The organism is Haloarcula sediminis, assembly GCF_035656455.1.
Taxonomy (GTDB): Archaea; Halobacteriota; Halobacteria; order Halobacteriales; family Haloarculaceae; genus Haloarcula; species Haloarcula sediminis.
Genome location: NZ_JAYMGA010000005.1, coordinates 113,415 through 131,700, shown reverse-complemented (window position 1 = coordinate 131,700; position 18,286 = coordinate 113,415). Strand labels below are relative to the sequence as shown.

General features: G+C 66.6%; 20 protein-coding genes and 1 tRNA gene. 11 read left to right on the top strand and 10 right to left on the bottom strand.

Going from position 1 to position 18,286, the window contains the following annotated elements; all coding sequences use genetic code 11:
* The first annotated feature begins 34 nt into the window (after positions 1 to 34).
* Together phoU (VJ162_RS09695) and phoU (VJ162_RS09690) are read left to right on the top strand one after the other, a co-directional pair.
* Positions 35 to 700 carry a phosphate signaling complex protein PhoU gene (phoU, locus tag VJ162_RS09695; protein ID WP_324663909.1) on the top strand — a complete coding sequence of 222 codons (666 nt, stop codon included), beginning with the start codon at positions 35 to 37 and terminating at the stop codon, positions 698 to 700.
* Between the two features lie 159 nt (positions 701 to 859).
* Positions 860 to 1,540, top strand: a complete 681-nt coding sequence (gene phoU / locus VJ162_RS09690; RefSeq protein WP_324663908.1) for a phosphate signaling complex protein PhoU — start codon at positions 860 to 862, stop codon at positions 1,538 to 1,540.
* 339 nt (positions 1,541 to 1,879) lie between these two features.
* Here the strand turns inward: phoU (VJ162_RS09690) and radB are convergent, their stop codons facing one another.
* Both radB and VJ162_RS09680 read right to left on the bottom strand, forming a co-directional pair.
* The gene (gene radB, locus VJ162_RS09685) at positions 1,880 to 2,599 is read right to left on the bottom strand and encodes a DNA repair and recombination protein RadB (protein ID WP_324663907.1); all 720 of its coding nucleotides are present in this window, start codon (positions 2,597 to 2,599) and stop codon (positions 1,880 to 1,882) included.
* Between the two features lie 45 nt (positions 2,600 to 2,644).
* Positions 2,645 to 3,469 carry a hypothetical protein gene (locus VJ162_RS09680; protein WP_324663906.1) on the bottom strand — a complete coding sequence of 275 codons (825 nt, stop codon included), beginning with the start codon at positions 3,467 to 3,469 and terminating at the stop codon, positions 2,645 to 2,647.
* A 115-nt stretch (positions 3,470 to 3,584) separates the two neighbouring features.
* On the opposite strand from VJ162_RS09680, the gene VJ162_RS09675 reads away from it, so the two are divergent.
* Positions 3,585 to 4,355, top strand: a complete 771-nt coding sequence (locus tag VJ162_RS09675; protein ID WP_324663905.1) for a hypothetical protein — start codon at positions 3,585 to 3,587, stop codon at positions 4,353 to 4,355.
* A 15-nt stretch (positions 4,356 to 4,370) separates the two neighbouring features.
* Here the strand turns inward: VJ162_RS09675 and larC are convergent, their stop codons facing one another.
* Together larC and VJ162_RS09665 are read right to left on the bottom strand one after the other, a co-directional pair.
* Positions 4,371 to 5,654 carry a nickel pincer cofactor biosynthesis protein LarC gene (gene larC, locus VJ162_RS09670; protein WP_324663904.1) on the bottom strand — a complete coding sequence of 428 codons (1,284 nt, stop codon included), beginning with the start codon at positions 5,652 to 5,654 and terminating at the stop codon, positions 4,371 to 4,373.
* A 232-nt stretch (positions 5,655 to 5,886) separates the two neighbouring features.
* Positions 5,887 to 6,303 carry a universal stress protein gene (locus tag VJ162_RS09665; protein ID WP_324663903.1) on the bottom strand — a complete coding sequence of 139 codons (417 nt, stop codon included), beginning with the start codon at positions 6,301 to 6,303 and terminating at the stop codon, positions 5,887 to 5,889.
* Between VJ162_RS09665 and VJ162_RS09660 the strand changes: the two genes are divergently transcribed.
* Together VJ162_RS09660 and VJ162_RS09655 are read left to right on the top strand one after the other, a co-directional pair.
* Positions 6,302 to 6,541: a hypothetical protein gene (locus VJ162_RS09660; protein WP_324663902.1), complete on the top strand. Its 240-nt coding sequence runs from the start codon at positions 6,302 to 6,304 to the stop codon at positions 6,539 to 6,541. The two genes, VJ162_RS09665 and VJ162_RS09660, sit on opposite strands and share 2 nt — an antisense overlap.
* A gap of 79 nt (positions 6,542 to 6,620) precedes the next feature.
* Positions 6,621 to 8,846, top strand: coding sequence for a CDC48 family AAA ATPase (locus tag VJ162_RS09655; RefSeq protein ID WP_324663901.1), 2,226 nt, complete (start codon positions 6,621 to 6,623; stop codon positions 8,844 to 8,846).
* Positions 8,847 to 9,077: 231 nt separating this feature from the next.
* Here VJ162_RS09655 and VJ162_RS09650 read toward each other — a convergent pair whose 3' ends face one another.
* The 3 genes from VJ162_RS09650 to VJ162_RS09640 form a co-directional block, all read right to left on the bottom strand.
* Positions 9,078 to 9,218, bottom strand: coding sequence for a hypothetical protein (locus tag VJ162_RS09650; protein ID WP_324663900.1), 141 nt, complete (start codon positions 9,216 to 9,218; stop codon positions 9,078 to 9,080).
* A 76-nt stretch (positions 9,219 to 9,294) separates the two neighbouring features.
* Complete coding sequence (locus VJ162_RS09645) at positions 9,295 to 9,612, bottom strand: hypothetical protein (RefSeq protein ID WP_324663899.1); 318 nt, start codon at positions 9,610 to 9,612, stop codon at positions 9,295 to 9,297.
* A gap of 571 nt (positions 9,613 to 10,183) precedes the next feature.
* Positions 10,184 to 11,320, bottom strand: a complete 1,137-nt coding sequence (locus VJ162_RS09640) for a CBS domain-containing protein (protein ID WP_324663898.1) — start codon at positions 11,318 to 11,320, stop codon at positions 10,184 to 10,186.
* 107 nt (positions 11,321 to 11,427) lie between these two features.
* Between VJ162_RS09640 and VJ162_RS09635 the strand changes: the two genes are divergently transcribed.
* The gene (locus VJ162_RS09635) at positions 11,428 to 11,727 is read left to right on the top strand and encodes a lycopene cyclase domain-containing protein (RefSeq protein WP_324663897.1); all 300 of its coding nucleotides are present in this window, start codon (positions 11,428 to 11,430) and stop codon (positions 11,725 to 11,727) included.
* A 113-nt stretch (positions 11,728 to 11,840) separates the two neighbouring features.
* Positions 11,841 to 12,329: an HTH domain-containing protein gene (locus VJ162_RS09630; RefSeq protein ID WP_324663896.1), complete on the top strand. Its 489-nt coding sequence runs from the start codon at positions 11,841 to 11,843 to the stop codon at positions 12,327 to 12,329.
* On the opposite strand, the gene VJ162_RS09625 is transcribed toward VJ162_RS09630, so the two are convergent.
* Together VJ162_RS09625 and VJ162_RS09620 are read right to left on the bottom strand one after the other, a co-directional pair.
* Positions 12,326 to 12,676 carry a hypothetical protein gene (locus VJ162_RS09625; RefSeq protein ID WP_324663895.1) on the bottom strand — a complete coding sequence of 117 codons (351 nt, stop codon included), beginning with the start codon at positions 12,674 to 12,676 and terminating at the stop codon, positions 12,326 to 12,328. The two genes, VJ162_RS09630 and VJ162_RS09625, sit on opposite strands and share 4 nt — an antisense overlap.
* An 898-nt stretch (positions 12,677 to 13,574) precedes the next feature.
* Positions 13,575 to 13,649: transfer RNA gene (locus VJ162_RS09620), tRNA-Val, on the bottom strand.
* A gap of 164 nt (positions 13,650 to 13,813) precedes the next feature.
* On the opposite strand from VJ162_RS09620, the gene trpD reads away from it, so the two are divergent.
* Genes trpD through trpG form a run of 4 tightly spaced genes read left to right on the top strand, consistent with a single transcriptional unit; the run spans position 13,814 to position 17,701 of the window.
* Positions 13,814 to 14,809 carry an anthranilate phosphoribosyltransferase gene (trpD, locus tag VJ162_RS09615; protein ID WP_324663894.1) on the top strand — a complete coding sequence of 332 codons (996 nt, stop codon included), beginning with the start codon at positions 13,814 to 13,816 and terminating at the stop codon, positions 14,807 to 14,809.
* Positions 14,806 to 15,459: a phosphoribosylanthranilate isomerase gene (locus VJ162_RS09610; protein WP_324663893.1), complete on the top strand. Its 654-nt coding sequence runs from the start codon at positions 14,806 to 14,808 to the stop codon at positions 15,457 to 15,459. Before trpD ends, VJ162_RS09610 begins: the two co-directional genes overlap by 4 nt.
* Positions 15,456 to 17,087, top strand: coding sequence for an anthranilate synthase component I (trpE, locus tag VJ162_RS09605; protein WP_324663892.1), 1,632 nt, complete (start codon positions 15,456 to 15,458; stop codon positions 17,085 to 17,087). The genes VJ162_RS09610 and trpE overlap by 4 nt, the downstream gene beginning before the upstream one ends.
* Positions 17,084 to 17,701 carry an anthranilate synthase component II gene (gene trpG, locus VJ162_RS09600; RefSeq protein WP_324663891.1) on the top strand — a complete coding sequence of 206 codons (618 nt, stop codon included), beginning with the start codon at positions 17,084 to 17,086 and terminating at the stop codon, positions 17,699 to 17,701. The genes trpE and trpG overlap by 4 nt, the downstream gene beginning before the upstream one ends.
* On the opposite strand, the gene VJ162_RS09595 is transcribed toward trpG, so the two are convergent.
* Entirely contained in the window at positions 17,698 to 17,886 is a 189-nt protein-coding gene (locus VJ162_RS09595; protein WP_324663890.1) for a hypothetical protein, read from the bottom strand. The genes trpG and VJ162_RS09595 overlap by 4 nt on opposite strands.
* Positions 17,887 to 18,286 lie beyond the last annotated feature (400 nt).

Sequence of the window (18,286 nt, the reverse complement as noted above, 5' to 3'; positions counted from 1 at the left end):
CGCCTATACAGCGTCTCGCCCACACTCCTCCTGCATGCCCCGTGACACGTTCGAGGCGAGACTCGACAGGCTCCGGGCCGATATCTGCGAGATGGGCCGTGATGTCACCGACCGTCTCGACCGCGCGGTCACCGCCTACGCACAGCGTGACCCCGCGGCCGGACGGGCCGTCGCCGACGGCGACGACGCGATAAACGAGCGCTATCTCGACCTCGAAGCCGAGTGTATCGACCTGGTCGCGCTACAACAGCCGGTCGCCTCGGATCTGCGACTCGTCGTCGCCTCGTTCAAGATACTCACCGACCTCGAACGCGTCGGTGACCTGGCGACGAACCTCGGCGGCTACGTCGACGCGATGGCTGGCGACGCCGTCCCGTCGGTCCCTATCACCGGCATTGGCGAGATGGCACTGGGCCAGCTAGAGGAGGCGCTTGCCGCCTACGAGGCCGGCGACCCACAGCGGTGTCGCGATGTCGCCGCCGCCGACACCGACCTCGACCAGCGCTGTGGGGCCGCCACGGACGACCTCGTGCGCTCGCTGATGAACCGCTCGCCCGACGACGACGTGGCCGCGACGCTTGCCGACACCAAACGGTATCTGCTGACCGTTCGGGACCTCGAACGCGCCGGCGACCACGCGGTCAACATCGCCGCCCGCACGCTGTATATGACCGAGAACGACGCCAGCCTCATCTACTAGCGTCTGAAACGCGGGGCGACACTAGCACTCCACGCACGGCCGCTCCACAGCACGGCTCTAAGGCACGGCCGACCAGCGCAGGGCTGTCTATATATCCCACAGAATACTATCATCGGATTAATGGAAAGGCTGATACGGCCGGCCCTGAGAATCCCGACAATGGCACGCGAATCCTATCAGGAACTCCTCGAATCACTGCGCGAGGATATCCTCTACATGTCTGAACTCGTCCTCGACCGGTTGCGACTGGGCCTCTCCGCGCTCGAACAGAAAGACCAGGAGCTCGCCTGGGAGGTCATCGAGGGCGACGACGAGATAAACCAGCTCTATCTCGACCTCGAACAGGACTGCATCGACCTGCTGGCGCTCCAGCAGCCGGTCGCGTCGGACCTGCGGTTTATCGCCGCCTCGTTCAAGATCATCACCGACCTCGAACGCATCGGCGATCTGGCGACGAACCTCGGGGAGTACTCCCTGGAGGCCGAACGCGACGTCTTCCCGGAGGTCGACATCCAGGACATCGCGAGCGTGACCATCGAGATGGTCGAGGACGCGATGGACGCCTACGACGGAAAGGACTCGGAGCTGTGTTACACCATCAGCGACACCGACGACGTGGTCGACGAGCGGTGTGAGGCCGCCTCCGAGGCCGTGGTCCGTGACCTCATCGAACGGGAGATAGACGCAGACTCCAGCGGCGAGGAGATAGAGCAGCTGATGACCGACGTCTCCAGGCTCCTGCTGACGATCCGGGACATCGAGCGCGTCGGCGACCACGCCGTCAATATCGCCGCCCGGACGCTGTATATGGTGGAAAACGACGCCGACCTCATCTACTGAACCTTTTTGCTCGTCGGGGTTCCTCGCGGCGCAAAGCGCCGCTGCGGGACCCCTCCTCGAAAAACGTTCGTGAAAAAGGCCGGCCGCTCGTTCCACTCGCGCCCGGTGTCCTGCGGGAGCACCGCGACCGCAGGGCTTGTCAGAGCTTGCTCTAACAGTGAAACGCCTCGCTCCGCTCGCCGTACGCTCTCCGCGAATCCACTCCCCAGCCGACTGCGTTGCTCGACTCGCTGCGCTCGTCTGTGTGACTCGTCCGCCGAAAGACTCGCGCTACTCCCGAAGACCGCGCACACTGTCGTCCCACGGGGGCGCGACAGCGCGCGTCGACCGCTGTCGCTGTCAGTCCAGATTTCGCGTCGGCTCGGCGGCCTCCCCGCCGGCCAGCCCCGCGTCCGTGATGGCAAACTGGACGGTGTCGCCGGCGGCCTTGGCGCGGTGTTTCTCCAGCGTGGCTCGGCGGTTCCCGCCGCGAAAGCGGTCCAGTCGGAGGATAGCGCCGGACCAGTGGTTCAGCGTGTGGCCGCCAAGCGCCGTCGAGCGGTCGCTGTCGGGGTCGGTGAAGACCTGATTGGTGAAGACGACGGCGATGTCGTGTTTGCGCGCAAGCGAGAGCAGGTGCGTAATCTGGCGAGCCACGTCCCGCAGCGTCTCGCCGCCGTCGTCGTCGTCCCGGCGGAGGCGATAGAAGCCGGTCGCGCTGTCCAGCACGATCAGTTCGACCTCGGCGGCGAACTCCGCGGCGTCCTGGACGGCCTCGGTCTGTTCGTCGTAGTCGTAGGCCTCCGAGACGATGAGCCGGCCGGCGAGGTCGTCGACGGTCTGGCTCGTCCCCTCGGCGCGGCCCCGGGCGATCTGGGCCATCCGGTCGGGTGAGAGCCCTTCCGTGTCGATGTAGAGGGCGGCGTTGCCGGCGGCCGCGACCTCGATGGCCGCCGACAGCGCCAGGTTCGTCTTGCCGGCGGCCGGCGGGCCGTACACCTGCGTGACGGCGCCGCGTTCTAGCCCCCCGCCCAGCAGCTCGTCGACCGGGCTACAGCCGGTCGGCACGTAGTCGCTCACGAGCACGGGTTGGGCGTATTCGGGTATAAACGCTCGCACCCGCGGTCAGGCTGCGGAGACGTAGTTCGCGATGGTGTCCTCGACGGCCTCGGGGTCGTCCAGGTCCGCGAGCGCGAACCGGGTGTCTACCAACCACGGGCGATGGAGGACGAGCGCGTCGTCGGTCCGGCTGTAGCCGTCGAAGGCGTCCCAGCCGACGAGTCGCCTGGCGACCGGTAACCGCTGTTCCAGGCCGGCGGGGCTGACGGTGTAGTCCCGTTCCTCCGTCGAGGTGTAGGTGACGACTCCGAGCGGGAGCAGCAGCTGGCCCGCGAGCCGGAGCGCGAACCAGTCAGCCAGGAGGCCGGCGACGAAACAGGCCCCCGTGATGAGCGTGAACGCGCCGACGGCGAGGGCCAGTCGCTTCCGCAACGGGGCCGGCCAGCCGGCACGGAACTCACGTTCGATGTCGACGCCGTCGAGGACCGCGACGGTGTGGCGGGTTCGGGCCATCACCCCGAGGACGAGGCCGACGACCATCGCGCCCAGCCCGCCGAAGAACGCCAGCACGCCCACGACGCCGGTGGCCGACACGCTGGCGAACCCGCCGAGCGCGTAGGCCACGGGTATCGCGGCCGGGAGCCACCGGGCCCGCGTCGCGCCGAGCAGGACCGCTGTCCCGTCCCAGCGGGCGGTCGCGAGCCAGCCGAGTCCCACGACGCCGGCGAACGCGACGACGGCGACACCGTACAGCAGGCCCGCGCTCTCGATCCCGAGCCCCACGGTCCCGAACACCGCGAGCGGGGCGACCAGCAGCCCGAGATACGCTCCGACGAGGACGCCCCAGAGTGGATCGCTCGACTGCTGGTCCGATTCGGTGGCGGGACACATGAGTTCGACTTCACAGTGGGGCGAAAAAACAGTTGTCCGTCGAGCGGCGCCTTCCTGCGGTCGCTGGCCCCGAAAAGCCAGCAATAGTAAGTAGTCACCGGCCCAACGTCGACCAGTGATCGTCGTTGCCACGGGTGACTTCGAACTCTACCACGGCGTGGTCACGGAGCTGCGCGACCGTGGCGTCGACTTTACCACCATCGAGCCCGGCGACGAGTGGCCCGACGACGCTGCCGTCGCCTTGGTGGCGGCCGGCGAGCGAACCGAGATTCCCGACGGCGTCGAACTGGTTCAGGCCGACCCCGAGCGGCCCCGGCGCGCGGTCGAGGACGCTATCGCGGCGCTGCGTGGCGAGTCGGGTCGCACCGTTATCGGCATCGACCCCGGCGAACGGCCGGGCATCGCAATCTTGCACGGCGAGACGGTCGTGGCGGCCTTCCAGGTTCCCGCCGCCGACGCCGCCGAGGTGGTCCGCCGCGAGGTCGAGGACGCCGCCGACCCCGTGGTGCGCATCGGCGACGGCGCCCGGCTGGTCGGGTCACGAGTCATCGACGACATCGAGGACACACCGGTCGAACTCGTCGACGAAACCGGGACGACGCCGTATCTCGGCAGCGGCGCCCGCGGGATGGGCGACGTGCTGGCGGCGGTCAACATCGCCCGTCGCGAGGGCGAGGCGATAGCGAGCCGGGACGTAGAACCCACGGCGGGCGAGCTACAGCGAATCAAGGACCGCTCCCGCGAGGCGAGCGACACGAACCGGGAAATCGACGCCGACCTCGCCCGCCGGGTCGCCGCCGGCGAGCTGACTATCGAGGAGGCGCTGGCCGAACACGGCGGCACACCGGTCGACGAGGACGGCGGCCCGGACCCCACCGACCGCTGACACGGCCGGTCGGGCTCACTCCCGGACCGTCTCCTCGGCCCGCCGCATGACCGCCCGCACCGGCAGGTCAGTGGCCTCGGCGACGGCCGCCGCGTCGTCGAACTCACAGCTCACGTCGTACACCGCGCCGTCGGTGTCGCTTGCGACCTTCACCGTCACCTCGTAGCTGTCGCCGTCGACGGCGAGCGTGACCGTCTCGAAGGCCCGCTCGGCGACCCAGCGGTGGCCCGCGCCGTGTTCCCGGATGCCCAGTGTCCCGGTCTCCTCGGCGAGCCGACGGGCGACCCGGTCGGCGTCGTCCGGCTTGCAGATGACCTTCACCAGATGGCCCGGCCGGGCCTTCTTCATCGTCAGCGGGACGATAGAGACATCCCGCGCCCCCGCCGCCGATAGCGACCGCTGGAGGTCGCCCAGTACCTCAGGGGCCGCGTCGTCGAGGTTCGTCTCCAGGACGGTGATATCGTCCCGTTGCAGCCCGCCCGACCCGTCCCCGACCATCGCCCGCAGGACGTTCGGGCGCTCCTCGAACTCGCGGGCGCCGGCACCGTACCCCGACGTGTCCACGGTCAGCGACGGGAGCGCTTCGACGCCCTCGGCTAGGTGGGCGAGAATCGCCGCGCCGGTCGGGGTCACAAGCTCCGTCTCCACGGGCCCGCCCCGAAGCGCCCAGTCGGCCCGCTCGGCTATTTCGACGACCGCCGGCGTCGGCACGGGGTAGGCGCCGTGACTCATCGAGACGGTGCCGCCGCCGGCCGACAGCGGCGTTGTCACGACCCGCTCGACGTCCAGGTCCGAAAGCAGGAGGGCGGCGCCGACCACGTCGGCGATAGCGTCGTCGGCCCCGACCTCGTGGAAGTGAGTGTCCTCGAGGTCGGTCCCGTGGACCGCGGCCTCCGCTTCGCCCAGAATCTCGAAGATAGCCAGCGCATCCCTCTCGACGCCCGCCGGGAGGTCCATCCCCTCGACGATGTCGACGACCTCCGGATACGTGCGGTGTGGGCCGTGGCCCTCTGCGTGGGTGTGGGCGTCGTGGCTATGACTGTGCCCGTGGCCGCCGTCGTCGCCGTGTTCTTCGCGGTCGTTGTCTTCGCCGCCGTCGTCCGCCGGCGGGTCGGTCAGCAGGACCTCGACGCCGGTGGCGCCGATGCCGCTGCGGTCGACCGCAGAGACGACGTACTCGACGTCCAGTGCCCGCTCTACCGGTGTGAGGGCGTCGCGGTCGGCGCCGGCGGCCAGCAGTGCCCCCAGAATCATATCGCCGGCCGCGCCCATCCGGCCGTCGAAGGCGAGTGTTCGCATACCCGAATCTGGACGTGGAGAGACAAAAACCTGCGAGACTGCACTCGGGAAGGTTGCTGAGCTGTCAGTCACTGCTCCGCACAGCCCGAAAGCACCGGTTGGTCAAACAGCGCTGGGTGGGACTGAAAGCGGTCGGGGGCTTTCTGGCTGTTCACGGGATGGTCGAGACACCTTGCTAGCGGGGCGTTCTGGCCGTCCTAATCCGCGGTCGAACGAGTAGAAACGACTATTCTTAGGTTCGGCGGACGATGTGGACGTCGTAGGCGTCCGCGTCGTCGAGTTCGGAGATGGGGACGACCACGTCGTCGGTGTCGGCAGTGCCGAGGAAGACGACCTCGGCGTCGACGTCGCGGGCCACGCGGCGGATGGTCTCGGAGAGCTCGTTGGCCGAGTAGGCGCTGACGTCCTCGTAGTTCAGTTCGGCGTCGTCGGTCGCTTCCTCTATCTTCCGGCGGAGGTCGCTCGCGGCGGTCTCGGCGGCGAAGTCCTCGCTGGGGTCGACACGGAGACGCCGGACGGCGTAGTCCGTACCGGTCGGGACGAGGCTGACCGCGACGACGTCAGTGTCCATCGCGGACGCGTACTCGACGGCGCGGTCGAGAGCGGCATCGGCTAGGGGCGAACCGTCGAAGGGAACGAGAAATACCATGCCCTCGACTTCTATGGCCAGCCTTATCAAACGCGGCGGTGGCGGCAGTCAGTGTCGCCTTTCGGGTCCGGGCGCCGGCGAGGCCGACGAGTCGCGGCCGCCGGGCGGGCGACCGACGGCGGATGCCATCGACCGGCTCACCGCCCGCTGTCGAGTGTCGCCTTTCGGCTGGCGCGACCGGCAGGTAGCTGGCCCGTACCTCCGGTGGACGTGGCGCATGATAGCAGTACTCATATAAACCCGTCGCTGCTCGTCGCACCCGCCGGTAGCATAAAGCATATCTCCCGCGGTGACGGACTTCTTGGTAGTCTCACTCTATGAACGAAGTGCAACTAGAAGTGGCGAAAGCGTACCCGAACGACTCGGGTCGTGGCATCGCCCGTCTTGACCCCGATACGTTGTTGCATCTCAAGCTCTCGCCCGGTGATATCATCGAGATCGAGGGGAGCGATACGACGGCAGCGAAGGTGTGGCGCGCGGACCGGCAGGACTGGAACACGGATACGGTGCGAATCGACGGGTTCACGCGACAGAACGCCGACGTGGGCATCGGCGAGCGCGTGACCATCCGGAAGGCGGAGGCGGAGAAGGCCGACAAGCTCGTGTTGGCTCCGCCAGAGGAGGCGTCGGTGCAGTTTGGCTCCGACGCCGCCGGCATGGTCAAACGCCAGATTCTGAAGCGGCCGGTCGTCGAGCGCGACATCGTCCCCGTTATGAGTAGCACGAACCACCCGTTCATGCGCTCGCCCGGGCAAGCGATCCCGCTCATCGCCGTCGAGACCGAGCCCGACGGCGTCTGTCTCATCACCGAGGACACCGAGGTCGAGCTCCGCGAGGAGCCGATATCGGGCTTCGAGAAGACCGGCGGCGGCATCACCTACGAGGACATCGGCGGGCTCCAGAACGAGATTCAACGCGTTCGGGAGATGGTCGAACTGCCGATGAAACACCCCCAGATATTCAAGAAGCTCGGCATCGAGCCGCCCCAGGGGGTCTTGCTCCACGGGCCGCCGGGCACCGGGAAGACGTTGCTCGCCAAGGCGGTCGCCAACGAGACCTCCGCCAGTTTCTTCTCTATCGCCGGGCCGGAGATAATCTCGAAGTACTACGGCGAATCCGAACAGCAGCTCCGGGAGATATTCGAGGACGCCAGCGAGGAGTCCCCCGCTATCATCTTCATCGACGAACTGGACTCCATCGCGCCCAAGCGCGAGGACGTGACCGGCGAGGTCGAACGCCGCGTCGTCGCCCAGCTGTTGACGATGATGGACGGCCTGGAGAGCCGGGGCCAGGTCATCGTCATCGCCGCCACGAACCGCGTCGACAGCGTCGACCCCGCCCTGCGTCGACCGGGTCGGTTCGACCGCGAGATCGAGATCGGCGTCCCCGACGAGGTGGGCCGCGAGGAGATCCTCCAGATCCACACTCGCGGGATGCCCCTCTCGGACGACGTGACCCTCTCGAAGCTGGCCACCGACACCCACGGCTTCGTCGGTGCCGACATCGAGAGCCTGACCAAGGAAGCGGCGATGAAGGCGCTGCGCCGGTACCTCCCCGAGATCGATCTGGACGAGGAGGATATCCCGCCGAGCCTCATCGACCGCATGATAATCAAACGGGAGGACTTCAAGGGCGCGCTCAACGAGGTCTCCCCGAGCGCTATGCGGGAGGTGCTGGTCGAGCTGCCGAAGATGTCCTGGGACAGCGTCGGCGGCCTCAACGAGGCCAAAGAGCAGGTCCAGGAGGCAGTGGAGTGGCCGATGAGCTCCCCCGAGAAGTTCGAGCGCATGGGCGTGACGCCGCCCTCCGGCGTGTTGCTGTACGGCCCGCCCGGCACCGGCAAGACGCTGATGGCCAAAGCCGTCGCCAACGAGACCGACGCCAACTTCATCAGCGTGCGTGGCCCGCAGCTGCTCTCCAAGTGGGTCGGCGAGTCGGAGAAGGCCATCCGCCAGACCTTCCGCAAGGCTCGCCAGGTCGCCCCGACCATCATCTTCTTCGACGAGCTGGACTCCCTGGCACCGGGCCGGGGCGGGGAGATGGGGTCGAACGTCTCCGAGCGCGTCGTCAACCAGCTCCTGACGGAACTGGACGGACTGGAGGAGATGGAAGACGTGATGGTCATCGGCGCGACCAACCGGCCGGACATGATCGACCCCGCGCTCATCCGCTCGGGCCGGTTCGACCGCCTCGTGATGATCGGCGAGCCCGACGTCGACGGCCGCGAGCAGATCCTGCGTATCCACACCGACGACACGCCGCTGGCCCCCGACGTGAGCCTGCGCGAGCTGGCCGAACGCTCCAGTGGCTTCGTCGGCTCGGACCTCGAATCTATCACCCGCGAGGCGGCCATCGAGGCCCTGCGGGAGTCCGACGACGCCGAGGAAGTCGAGATGCGCCACTTCCGCCAGGCGATGGAGAGCGTCAGGCCGACGATCACCGACGACATCCGCGACTACTACGAGCAGATGCAAGAGGAGTTCAAGGGCGGCTCCAACCCGCAGCGCCAGCCCGGCGGCAGCGGCCGTATCGGCTTCCAGTGAACCGTTTAGTTCGTCGGGTTCGCGCCTAACGGCGCGACCCACTCCTCGCAAAACGTTCATGAAAACGCGGGAATCGCGAAGCGATTCCCGTGAAACCGCTCGCCAGCGGCGAGCGGTCTGCTTCCGGAGCGCCTGCCCTTCCCCGGCTCGCGGCACGGAGGCCGCTCACGGCCACGCCGTGGGTCAGTTCCCGAACAGCGACCTGTCCGCTCTCCGACTCGGGACCGTCTCTCAGTCCTCCATCTGCTTCGTCATGTGTTCGGCACTTAGGGGGGTGGCTGTGGGGAGTTCGCCGACGTCCATCTGCTGCTGGCCGGTCCCGTCCGGTGTCGGGAGGTTCTCTTTCGACGCGCGCATGTCAATTCTTGCCACTGCTAACCTGCGACAGAGAGCGTCTTAGCGCATCTGTCCACTTGCTGGTCTCACTCCCAGCGTGAGGACCCACGGCTCACAGCACCCGTAGCCGATACCCCTCGATAGCCGTTTCGTCGACCACACGTCCGGTTTCGACCGCTGTGTCGACGATGTCCGCGACGAACGCTTTCGGGACCTCGACACTGATGAAATCCGTCTCGCCGGGGACGGTCAGGCGGGCCATCGTCCGGTCGGTCCCGTCGTCGTTGTAGATGCTTCCGACCTTCTCGCCATCCCGCAAGAACCGGAGTGTCACGTCCGTCGCGTCGAGGCGGTCGAAGCTGACCTCGAAGACCATCCGGTCGTCTTCGATGCGGGCGAGCAGCCGACCGTCGTGTTCCGTGACCAGCATGCTATATCGTTGGAACCGACGACCTATAGGCGACGTGTCCCTGCTCACTCATGGTTCATCCGTTCATATCTCGCGCTATATACTGACTGAACGTTTCTGAACTAGCTCGGTTTATATCTCGAAAAACACTTTTGACGGTAGACACGCAACATCTGGTACAGCATGCAACTCGACCCGTCCGCGGTCGGTACCGACCAGACGGTCCCACCCATCGCGGCGCCGGTCGCCGTCGACCCGGCTGCCACAGCATCGTGAACGCGGCGACACACCCCACTCCCATGACTCCTGATTCCCCACCAGCCGATAGTCCGCCGAAAGCCACGCTCTTCTGTCCGGAGTGTAGCCACAGCAGTCGGTGCGACGGCGACTGGACGCGAGCCAGAAGCGGCCGGACCGTCCACTACCTCTGTCCGGACTGTCACGCGGAGATAACGACCCGTCCGGCATCGGCCGAACCGACAGTGGCGCCGGTCACCGAGTTCTGGGTCCGCTGGACCGACACCGTCCAGACGTTACAGAGCGCCTGGTTGCAAACGTTCCTTCGGACGTGAAAACGCCGGTCGGCGGCCGACTACAGCTCGCCCAGTTTCCGGAGTAGCTGGCCGCGGTACTCCTCGTCGGCCTGGACGCCTTTCCGTTCGAGGACGTTCCGCTCTAGCTTATCGAGCGCGACGTTGAAGGCCATCTCGGCGCCGTACCCCTCGCCGGAGCCGGCCGCCTGGCCCTTGTTGGTCCGCAGGCGGATCTGGCACTGGATGAGCGGGGTGCCACGGAGCTTCTCCTTGTGCTCGTGGAAGCGGACGTGGGCGTGCTGGACCTGCATCGCCCCGTACTTGTCCGCCACGGCGCTGATGTCGGCGCGGATGTCCTCGCGGGAGATGGTGTCCAGCAGGGAGATGTTCGTAATCTGGACGTCCATGTGGTCCTCCTCGGTGAACGTCAGCGCCCGGAGCACGTCGGTCTTGGTGACGATACCGATGACGTGGTTCGCGTCATCGGTCACCACCAGGCCGCCGAAGTCCCGCTCCAGCATCCGGGCGACGGCGTCCCGGACGGAGTCGCTCGGCTCGGCCGTCTCGACCGGGCTGCTCATGATGTCGTAGACGGGCATGTCAAGCACCCGCTCTATCTCGCCCGAGCGGTCGCCGCGGGTGGCCTTGTCCATATCCCGGACCACGACGTCGACGATGTCGTGGCGGGTGACCATCCCGGTGAGGCCGTCGGCGTCGTCGAGTACCGGGAGCCGGGAGATGCTGTGTTTCCGCAGGAGGTTGACGATCTGCCCGACGTTGGTGTCTTCCTCGATGGTGATGACGTCCTCCGTGTAGATCTGCTCGATGGTCAGTGCGTCGAGGTTATCGAGGACGGCTTCCAGGATGGCGTCCTCGGTGATGATGCCCCAGAGCTCCTCGCCCTGAAACACCGGCGCCACCTTGGTCCCGCCCTCGACGAGGACCCGGGCGACCTTGCGCACGTCGGCCGTCCGCTCGACCTTGGGCGCCGAGCGGACCATCGCCCCAGCCTTCGCGTCGTCCTCGACGTGGGACTGCACCAACTGTTTCTGCGTGATGACGCCAGCGTACTCGCCGCCCTCGGTGACGATGATGCCCTTCGGGTTCTCCCGCTCGAAGATGGCACGCACCTTCCCGAGCCGCTTGTTGGCGTCGACCTCGACAAACTCTCTCGTGGCAATGTCAGAAATATCCATCGTGCTTCCCGATCTGAGATAACACGTGAAGGGTTATCAAGCTTGGTTTAGTTCCCGCCCCGCGGGACCGGGGACAACGTTTAGGACTGCCGAGCCCTCTGTGAGATATGCTCCCCGATATCAGCGTGTTCGGTCCCTACACGTATCTGGTGACGGAAGTGGTCTTTGGGACCGTCGCACTGGCCCTGCTGTGGCGGGCCGACGCGTTGGGCCGGGCCGGCAAGACCATCCTCGCGCTGTACCCTATCGCCTACGTCTGGGACTGGTACACGCTGGAGGTCGGCGTCTTCGCGATCAAGCTCCGGACCGGCGTCGACCTGCTCGGTATTCCCATCGAAGAACACATCTTCATGGTTGTCGTCCCCGCACTCGTCATCGGCCTCCACGAGACCCTCCACGGCGAGTAACGGCGCCGTCGTCGGCCCCTGTCTCACCAGGTTTTAGGTGATTATATCCTCCCGAGAGGTGCATACACTTCCCACGGAACGTATATGTAGCTCTCTCTTCACGTTACGGATATATGAGTCAGACCGCACCCTACGTCGAACTGTACGTCCGGTCGATGCTCCCCGACGGCGCCGGCTCGCGCCAGGAGAGTGTCCTCGACAAACTGGACGAACTGGAGCGCGAAGACGAGATAGCCGGCTACAACGTCGTCGTCTGGGGCAAGCAGATCGCCCCCGAGTCCGCCGCCGCGGGCACGGAGGAGGGCCGCTACATCCTCAACCGCGTCGCCGAGTTCAAACAGTGGGCGCTCTCGAACAACGTCTCCCTGGAATCGTTCTACCAGCGGACCGACGTCGACTCCGAGGCCGCTGACTCGCCCTTCGAGGCGATGGTGCTCCCGGTCATGGGACTGGCTGAGTACGACGGTGACGAACTGGCACACGTCGCGCCGTGTACCGACGGCGAGACGGTCCACACCATCGCCGACCGGCTGGAGCGTCTGGAAGCCGGCGACCCACCGGCGCTCGACCAGCGAGCGGCGACCCCGATATCGTCCGATTAGGCGCCCAGCTCGCGGGCGTACGAGCCGACGGCGTCGTCACCGGTCAGGGCGGTCACGACCTCGTCGGCCTCGACGGCCAGCTCGTAGGCCGGGCGCCCCTTGCCGACCGCGTCCTCGGTTTCCGCCGTCGCCAGCAGTCCCGCCTCCGACAGCGACCCCAGCGCCGAAATCACTTCCTGGCGCTCGATGCCGCCGAACGCGTCGCGTTCGCCCTCGCCGAGACGGTCTTTCGCCGTCGTGGTCACGTCGTAGGAGTGGGCTGGGGTCTCCTCTGCCGCCGACAGCTCGGCGACGGAGAGCAGGACAAACTGCTCGAACGACGTGACCGAATCAAGTGTCGTATCCATACATGTAGCTCTGTTGGATAGTGTAAGAAAGTACTGGAAGACGGCGGAGCGGACGTTCATATACGAAGCCCGGACCAGCCCCAGCCGGGGATGGACCGACGCTACAGGGACGCCGACTTTCTCCGGCGACGATACGTAGAGGAGCGACAGTCTGCGAGCGATATCGCCGCCGATTGCGGGGTCACGTCGAGCACCATCTCGCGGTGGCTCGCCCGTCACGATATCGAGCGAGAACCCCAGTACAAAGACTGTGGCTGGCTCCGTGACCAGTACATCGAACAGGGACGCCTGCAGCAGGTTATCGCCGACGACTGCGGCGTGACGAAATCGCCATCTCGCACTGGCTCTCTCGCCACGGTATCACGGACGGCGCGTCGTACGAACGGACCACGTGTGCAAACTGCGACGAACACTTCCGATACGCGCCCTCGCTTCGCGATGGGGTGTACTGCTCGAACGCCTGCGCCAACGACCAGCGAAAGCGCCAGGTCACGGTCGAGTGTGTCGGCTGTGGTGAACGGTTCGAGCGGCGTGAGTCACTGGAGACCGAGTACTGTTCGATGGGTTGTTGGGGGGAAGATATCCGAATAGAGGGTGATTTCTACTGCGGTATCTGGAACGAACAGCGACGGAAGGCACTCGAACGGGACGGGTACGAATGTGTGGAATGTGGCATCAGCAACGACGAACACAAAGCCCGTTTTGGACGAGAACTTGACGTGCACCACTGCGTTCCAGTGAGGCAGTTCGCAAAGTGGGACTGTCCAATCCGGGACGCACATTCCTTACGCAATCTTGTCACTTATTGCAGAACTCACCATCCAGATGCTCTAGGAACGACAGTAAATCCTGAATGAGAATTAATCTCTCCCCCGCTTTGTGTTGGAAAATTGAAAAATGGGTTCGGGCGGATTTGAACCGCCGGCCTCCTCCATGTCAAGGAGGTGTCATAACCGACCTAGACCACGAACCCTCACTGCCTCGTGCAACCAATCCTTGCCGGGGGGTACAATTGAAGCTTTCGAATTCCGGACCCGCACGCCGTCTGTTGGTTCGGAACACACTGGTGGCCCGATAGGCTTAAGTCAGTGTGCAGATTTGTACATCACAACACGAAAGAGGACATTGGTGACCACTATGCAGGATTACATCGAGCGCGTTACGGACGGCGAGGACCTGACACAGGACGAGGCACGCGAGGTCGCGACGCTCGTCTTCGAGGAAGCCACCGAGGCCCAGATCGGGGCGCTGCTGTCGGCGCTGCGGGCGAAAGGCGAGACCGAGGCCGAGATATCCGGCTTCGCACAGGGGATGCGCGACGCGGCCCGGACTATCCAGCCCGACCGCGAGGGGCTGGTCGACACCTGTGGCACCGGCGGCGACGACTACAACACTATCAACGTCTCGACGACCAGCGCCATCGTCGCGGCGGGGGCGGGCGTTCCTATCGCCAAGCACGGCAACTACTCGGTCTCCTCCTCGTCGGGCAGCGCCGACGTGCTGGAGGTCGCCGGGGTCGACGTGGACGCGGAGCCGCCGGCCGTCGAGGAGCGCATCGAGCGCGACGGCATCGGGTTCATGCTCGCGCCCGTCTTCCACCCGGCCATGAAGGCCGTCATCGGCCCGCGAAAGGAACTCGGGATGCGGACCGTCTTCAACATCCTCGGGCCGCTGACGAACCCCGCGGGAGCCGAGGCACAGGTGCTCGGGGTGTACGACCCCGACCTGGTGCCGGTGCTCGCGGAGGCGCTGGCGCGACTGGACACCGAGCGGGCCCTCGTCGTCCACGGCAGCGGGCTGGACGAAATCGCCATCCACGACGAGACCACCGTGGCGGAGGTCACCGGGGACGCCATCTCGGAGTACACGCTCACGCCCGCGGATCTCGGCCTCGAACGCCACGACATTGACGCCGTCGCCGGCGGGTCGCCAGAGGCAAACGCCGAGGACCTCCGCGGTATCGTCTCCGGCGAGGTCACCGGCGCGAAACGGGACATCATCCTCGCGAACGCGGGCGCGGCCATCTACGTCGCCGGCGTCGCCGAGAGCCACGAGGCGGGCGTCGACCTGGCCCGGGAGGCCATCGAGTCGGGCGACGCCGCCGCGAAGCTGGAGGACCTGATCGGGGAATGACGCGCGCGAAGATCTGTGGTGTGACCAGTGCCGAGGACCGGGACGCCGTCGTCGCGGCCGGCGCGGACGCCGTCGGCGTCATCCACGGTGTCCCGGTGGACACTCCCCGAGAGGTGGACGAGGACACGGCCCGCGCTCTCGTCGCCGGCGTCCCGCCGCTCGCGACGAGCGTGCTGGTGACGATGCCGACGACGGTCCAGGAAGCCGTCAAGCGCATCGACGAAATCGAACCCGACGCCGTGCAGGTCCACGACGGGCTCACTCCGGCCGAGCTTGGCGCGCTCTCCCGTCGCGTGAGCCAGCAGCTCCTCGCCGTGGTCGACCCCGAGGCCGACGACGTTGAGGCCTATGCCGACCACGCCGACGCGCTGTTGGTCGACTCCGTCGACGACGAGGGCGCGGGCGGCACCGGCGAGACCCACGACTGGGAGCGTACCCGAGAGCTCGTCGCCGCCCTCGACGCGCCGGTGATTCTGGCTGGCGGGCTCACCCCGGAGAACGTCGCCGGGGCCGTCCGTACTGTCCGGCCGTTCGCCGTGGATACGGCAAGCGGCGTAGAGAGCGCGGGCGGCGAGAAGGACCACGACGCAGTCCGTCGCTTCGTCGCGAACGCCGCGGGTGTGACAGCCGACGAGGAGGTGTCGGCGTGACTCTCGATATCTCCCGCGAACAGTTCGTCGAACACGCCGAGGCCGACCGGCCGGTGGTAGTGCGTGCCGCGGCCGACATCGATGTCGACCTCGACCCGCTGTCGGCCTACGCGGCGCTGTCGGGCCGGACCAGCGACGCTACCGAGAGCGACTACACGTTCCTGCTTGAGAGCGCCGAGAAGGTCGCCTCTAGCGACCCCGACGGCGCCTTCGCTCCGGAGACGGACGACCGCCACGCCCGGTTTTCCTTCGTGGGTTACGACCCGCGGGCGGTCGTCACGGTCACGGGCGACGACAGCGAGGTCGAGGTGTTCGACGACCGCTACGCGGACCTGGTGACCACTGACGGCGGCGACGTCCTTGACGACCTCCGGGCGGCGATGCCCGACGTCGAACTGCGGGGGTTCCCCGAGATGGACCGCCAGCACCTCGACGGCGGGCTCGTGGGCTTTCTCGCCTACGACGCCGTCTACGACCTCTGGCTCGACGAGGTCGGGATGGAACGGCCTGACTCCCGGTTCCCGGACGCGCAGTTCGTCCTGACCACGTCGACGCTGCGGTTCGACCACGTCGAAGACACCGTCGAACTCGTCTTCACGCCCGTCGTCCGCGCCGACGAGGACGCCGGCGAGCGCTACGACGAACTGCTCGCCGAAGCCGACCGCGTCGAGGCGGCGCTGACCGGGGCCGACGAACTCGACACCGGCGGCTTCGAGCGGGCGGCCGAGGTGGCCGGCCCCCAGGACGAGTACGAGGACGCCGTCTCCCGGGCCAAGGAGTACGTCCTCTCGGGGGACATCTACCAAGGCGTCGTCTCCCGGACTCGCGAGTTATACGGCGATATCGACCCGCTGGGGCTGTACGCGGCCCTGCGGGAAGTGAACCCCTCGCCGTATATGTATCTGCTTGGCCACGACGACCTGAGCATCGTCGGGGCCAGCCCGGAGACGCTGGTCTCGGTGGCCGGCGACCGCGTCGTCTCGAACCCCATCGCGGGGACCTGCCCACGAGGGAACTCGCCAGTCGAGGACCGACGGCTGGCCGGCGAGATGCTCGCCGACGGCAAAGAGCGGGCCGAACACACGATGCTGGTCGACCTGGCCAGAAACGACGTACGCCGGGTCTCCGAGGCCGGTAGCGTCCGCGTCGAGGAGTTCATGAACGTCCTCAAGTACAGCCACGTCCAGCACATCGAGTCCACGGTGACGGGGACGCTGGCACCGGAGTGTGACGCCTTCGACGCCGCGCGGGCGACCTTCCCCGCGGGGACGCTCTCGGGCGCGCCCAAAATCCGCGCGATGGAGATAATCGACGAGCTGGAACGCTCCCCCCGGGGCCCCTACGGCGGCGGCGTGGGCTACTTCGACTGGGGCGGGGACACCGACTTCGCTATCGTCATCCGGTCGGCAACGGTCGAGGAGGGGGTCGCACTGCCCGACGACAGCGACCCGGTCCACGACCGCGTCACCGTCCAAGCCGGGGCCGGTATCGTCGCCGACTCGGACCCCGAGAGCGAGTACGTCGAGACCGAACAGAAGATGGACGGCGTGCTGGCGGCCGTCGAGCGCATCGAGCGCGAGGGCGGGGCCGCTTCGACCGTTGCCGACGAACCGGGGGCGGGTCGATGAGCGCCGACGCCACGGCGGAGGGGCCGGGCGACCAGCCCCGCGTCCTCTTCATCGATAACTTCGATTCTTTCACCTACAACCTCGTCGAGTACGTCTCCGAACACGCGGAGACCGACGTCGTCCGCAACACGGCCTCGCTGGCGGACGTCCGGGCCTTCGACCCCGACGCTATCGTCATCTCGCCGGGTCCGGGCCACCCCAAGAACGACCGGGACGTGGGCGTGACGATGGACGTGCTCCGGGAGCTCAGTCCCGACGTGCCGACGCTTGGCGTCTGTCTCGGCCTAGAGGCGGCCGTCTACGCCTACGGCGGCACCGTCGGCCGCGCGCCCGAACCCATCCACGGGAAGGCCTTCCCCATCGACCACGACGGCGAGGGCGTCTTCGCCGGGCTGGACCAGGGGCTACAGGGCGGGCGCTACCACTCCCTTATCGCGACCGAGGTGCCCGAGGAGTTCGAGGTATCGGCCACGACGACGACCGATGAGGGGACCGAACTGGTGATGGGCGTTCGCCACCGCGAGTACCCCATCGAAGCCGTCCAGTTCCACCCCGAGTCGGTGCTGACGGCGGTCGGCCACGACGTCATCGAGAACTTCCTCGACGGGCTCTAGAGCACGCCAAAGCCGAGCAGGCTCAGCAGCCACAGCACTGCGACGGCGATGATGGCGATGATGACGAGCCGCCACGCGACTTTCATCACCAGGCGACCGACGAGCAGGACGACCGCAATCAGGACGAGCCCGATGAGCAGCGACTCGAGCGTCCCGAACCCACCGAGTTGCAACAGGGCGAACATACTCGCTGTGACACACAGCGGACACAAATACTTCGTGGCTCCGCCGGCAGTGGTAAAATAAACCTGAGACGCCGTCGGCACAGCGCGCACCGCAAGAGGGCGACGGCTCGCGAAGAAAACCGCCGGACGGCGTCGTGTCTGACGGTGAGCGAGCTGGCAAGATTTGCGACAACTCCGGCGGCTATCTCCACCTGAAACCCCCACTAGTTTCGACTGGATTTCCCGGCTCTTTCGGGCGGTTTGTCGACCCCGGTTTCCACTTTCACTGCGGTCTGCTCACCATTATTAGCTAACCTGCGTTGCTAGTGGTTACACGCGGCTCTGCCGAACGGGTCGCCGCGGACGACTCACGCGGGGCGTTGTAGATTACACCAACACCGACACACCGGTATATCGCTAC

Coding starts and splice junctions, on each gene's coding strand:
- phoU (WP_324663909.1), top strand. CDS start 35: ATGCCCCGTGACACGTTCGAGGCGAGACTCGACAGGCTCCGGGCCGAT.
- phoU (WP_324663908.1), top strand. CDS start 860: ATGGCACGCGAATCCTATCAGGAACTCCTCGAATCACTGCGCGAGGAT.
- VJ162_RS09680 (WP_324663906.1), bottom strand. CDS start 3,469: ATGTGTCCCGCCACCGAATCGGACCAGCAGTCGAGCGATCCACTCTGG.
- larC (WP_324663904.1), bottom strand. CDS start 5,654: ATGCGAACACTCGCCTTCGACGGCCGGATGGGCGCGGCCGGCGATATG.
- VJ162_RS09660 (WP_324663902.1), top strand. CDS start 6,302: ATGCCCTCGACTTCTATGGCCAGCCTTATCAAACGCGGCGGTGGCGGC.
- VJ162_RS09665 (WP_324663903.1), bottom strand. CDS start 6,303: ATGGTATTTCTCGTTCCCTTCGACGGTTCGCCCCTAGCCGATGCCGCT.
- VJ162_RS09655 (WP_324663901.1), top strand. CDS start 6,621: ATGAACGAAGTGCAACTAGAAGTGGCGAAAGCGTACCCGAACGACTCG.
- VJ162_RS09645 (WP_324663899.1), bottom strand. CDS start 9,612: ATGCTGGTCACGGAACACGACGGTCGGCTGCTCGCCCGCATCGAAGAC.
- VJ162_RS09640 (WP_324663898.1), bottom strand. CDS start 11,320: ATGGATATTTCTGACATTGCCACGAGAGAGTTTGTCGAGGTCGACGCC.
- VJ162_RS09635 (WP_324663897.1), top strand. CDS start 11,428: ATGCTCCCCGATATCAGCGTGTTCGGTCCCTACACGTATCTGGTGACG.
- VJ162_RS09630 (WP_324663896.1), top strand. CDS start 11,841: ATGAGTCAGACCGCACCCTACGTCGAACTGTACGTCCGGTCGATGCTC.
- VJ162_RS09625 (WP_324663895.1), bottom strand. CDS start 12,676: ATGGATACGACACTTGATTCGGTCACGTCGTTCGAGCAGTTTGTCCTG.
- trpD (WP_324663894.1), top strand. CDS start 13,814: ATGCAGGATTACATCGAGCGCGTTACGGACGGCGAGGACCTGACACAG.
- VJ162_RS09610 (WP_324663893.1), top strand. CDS start 14,806: ATGACGCGCGCGAAGATCTGTGGTGTGACCAGTGCCGAGGACCGGGAC.
- trpG (WP_324663891.1), top strand. CDS start 17,084: ATGAGCGCCGACGCCACGGCGGAGGGGCCGGGCGACCAGCCCCGCGTC.
- VJ162_RS09595 (WP_324663890.1), bottom strand. CDS start 17,886: ATGTTCGCCCTGTTGCAACTCGGTGGGTTCGGGACGCTCGAGTCGCTG.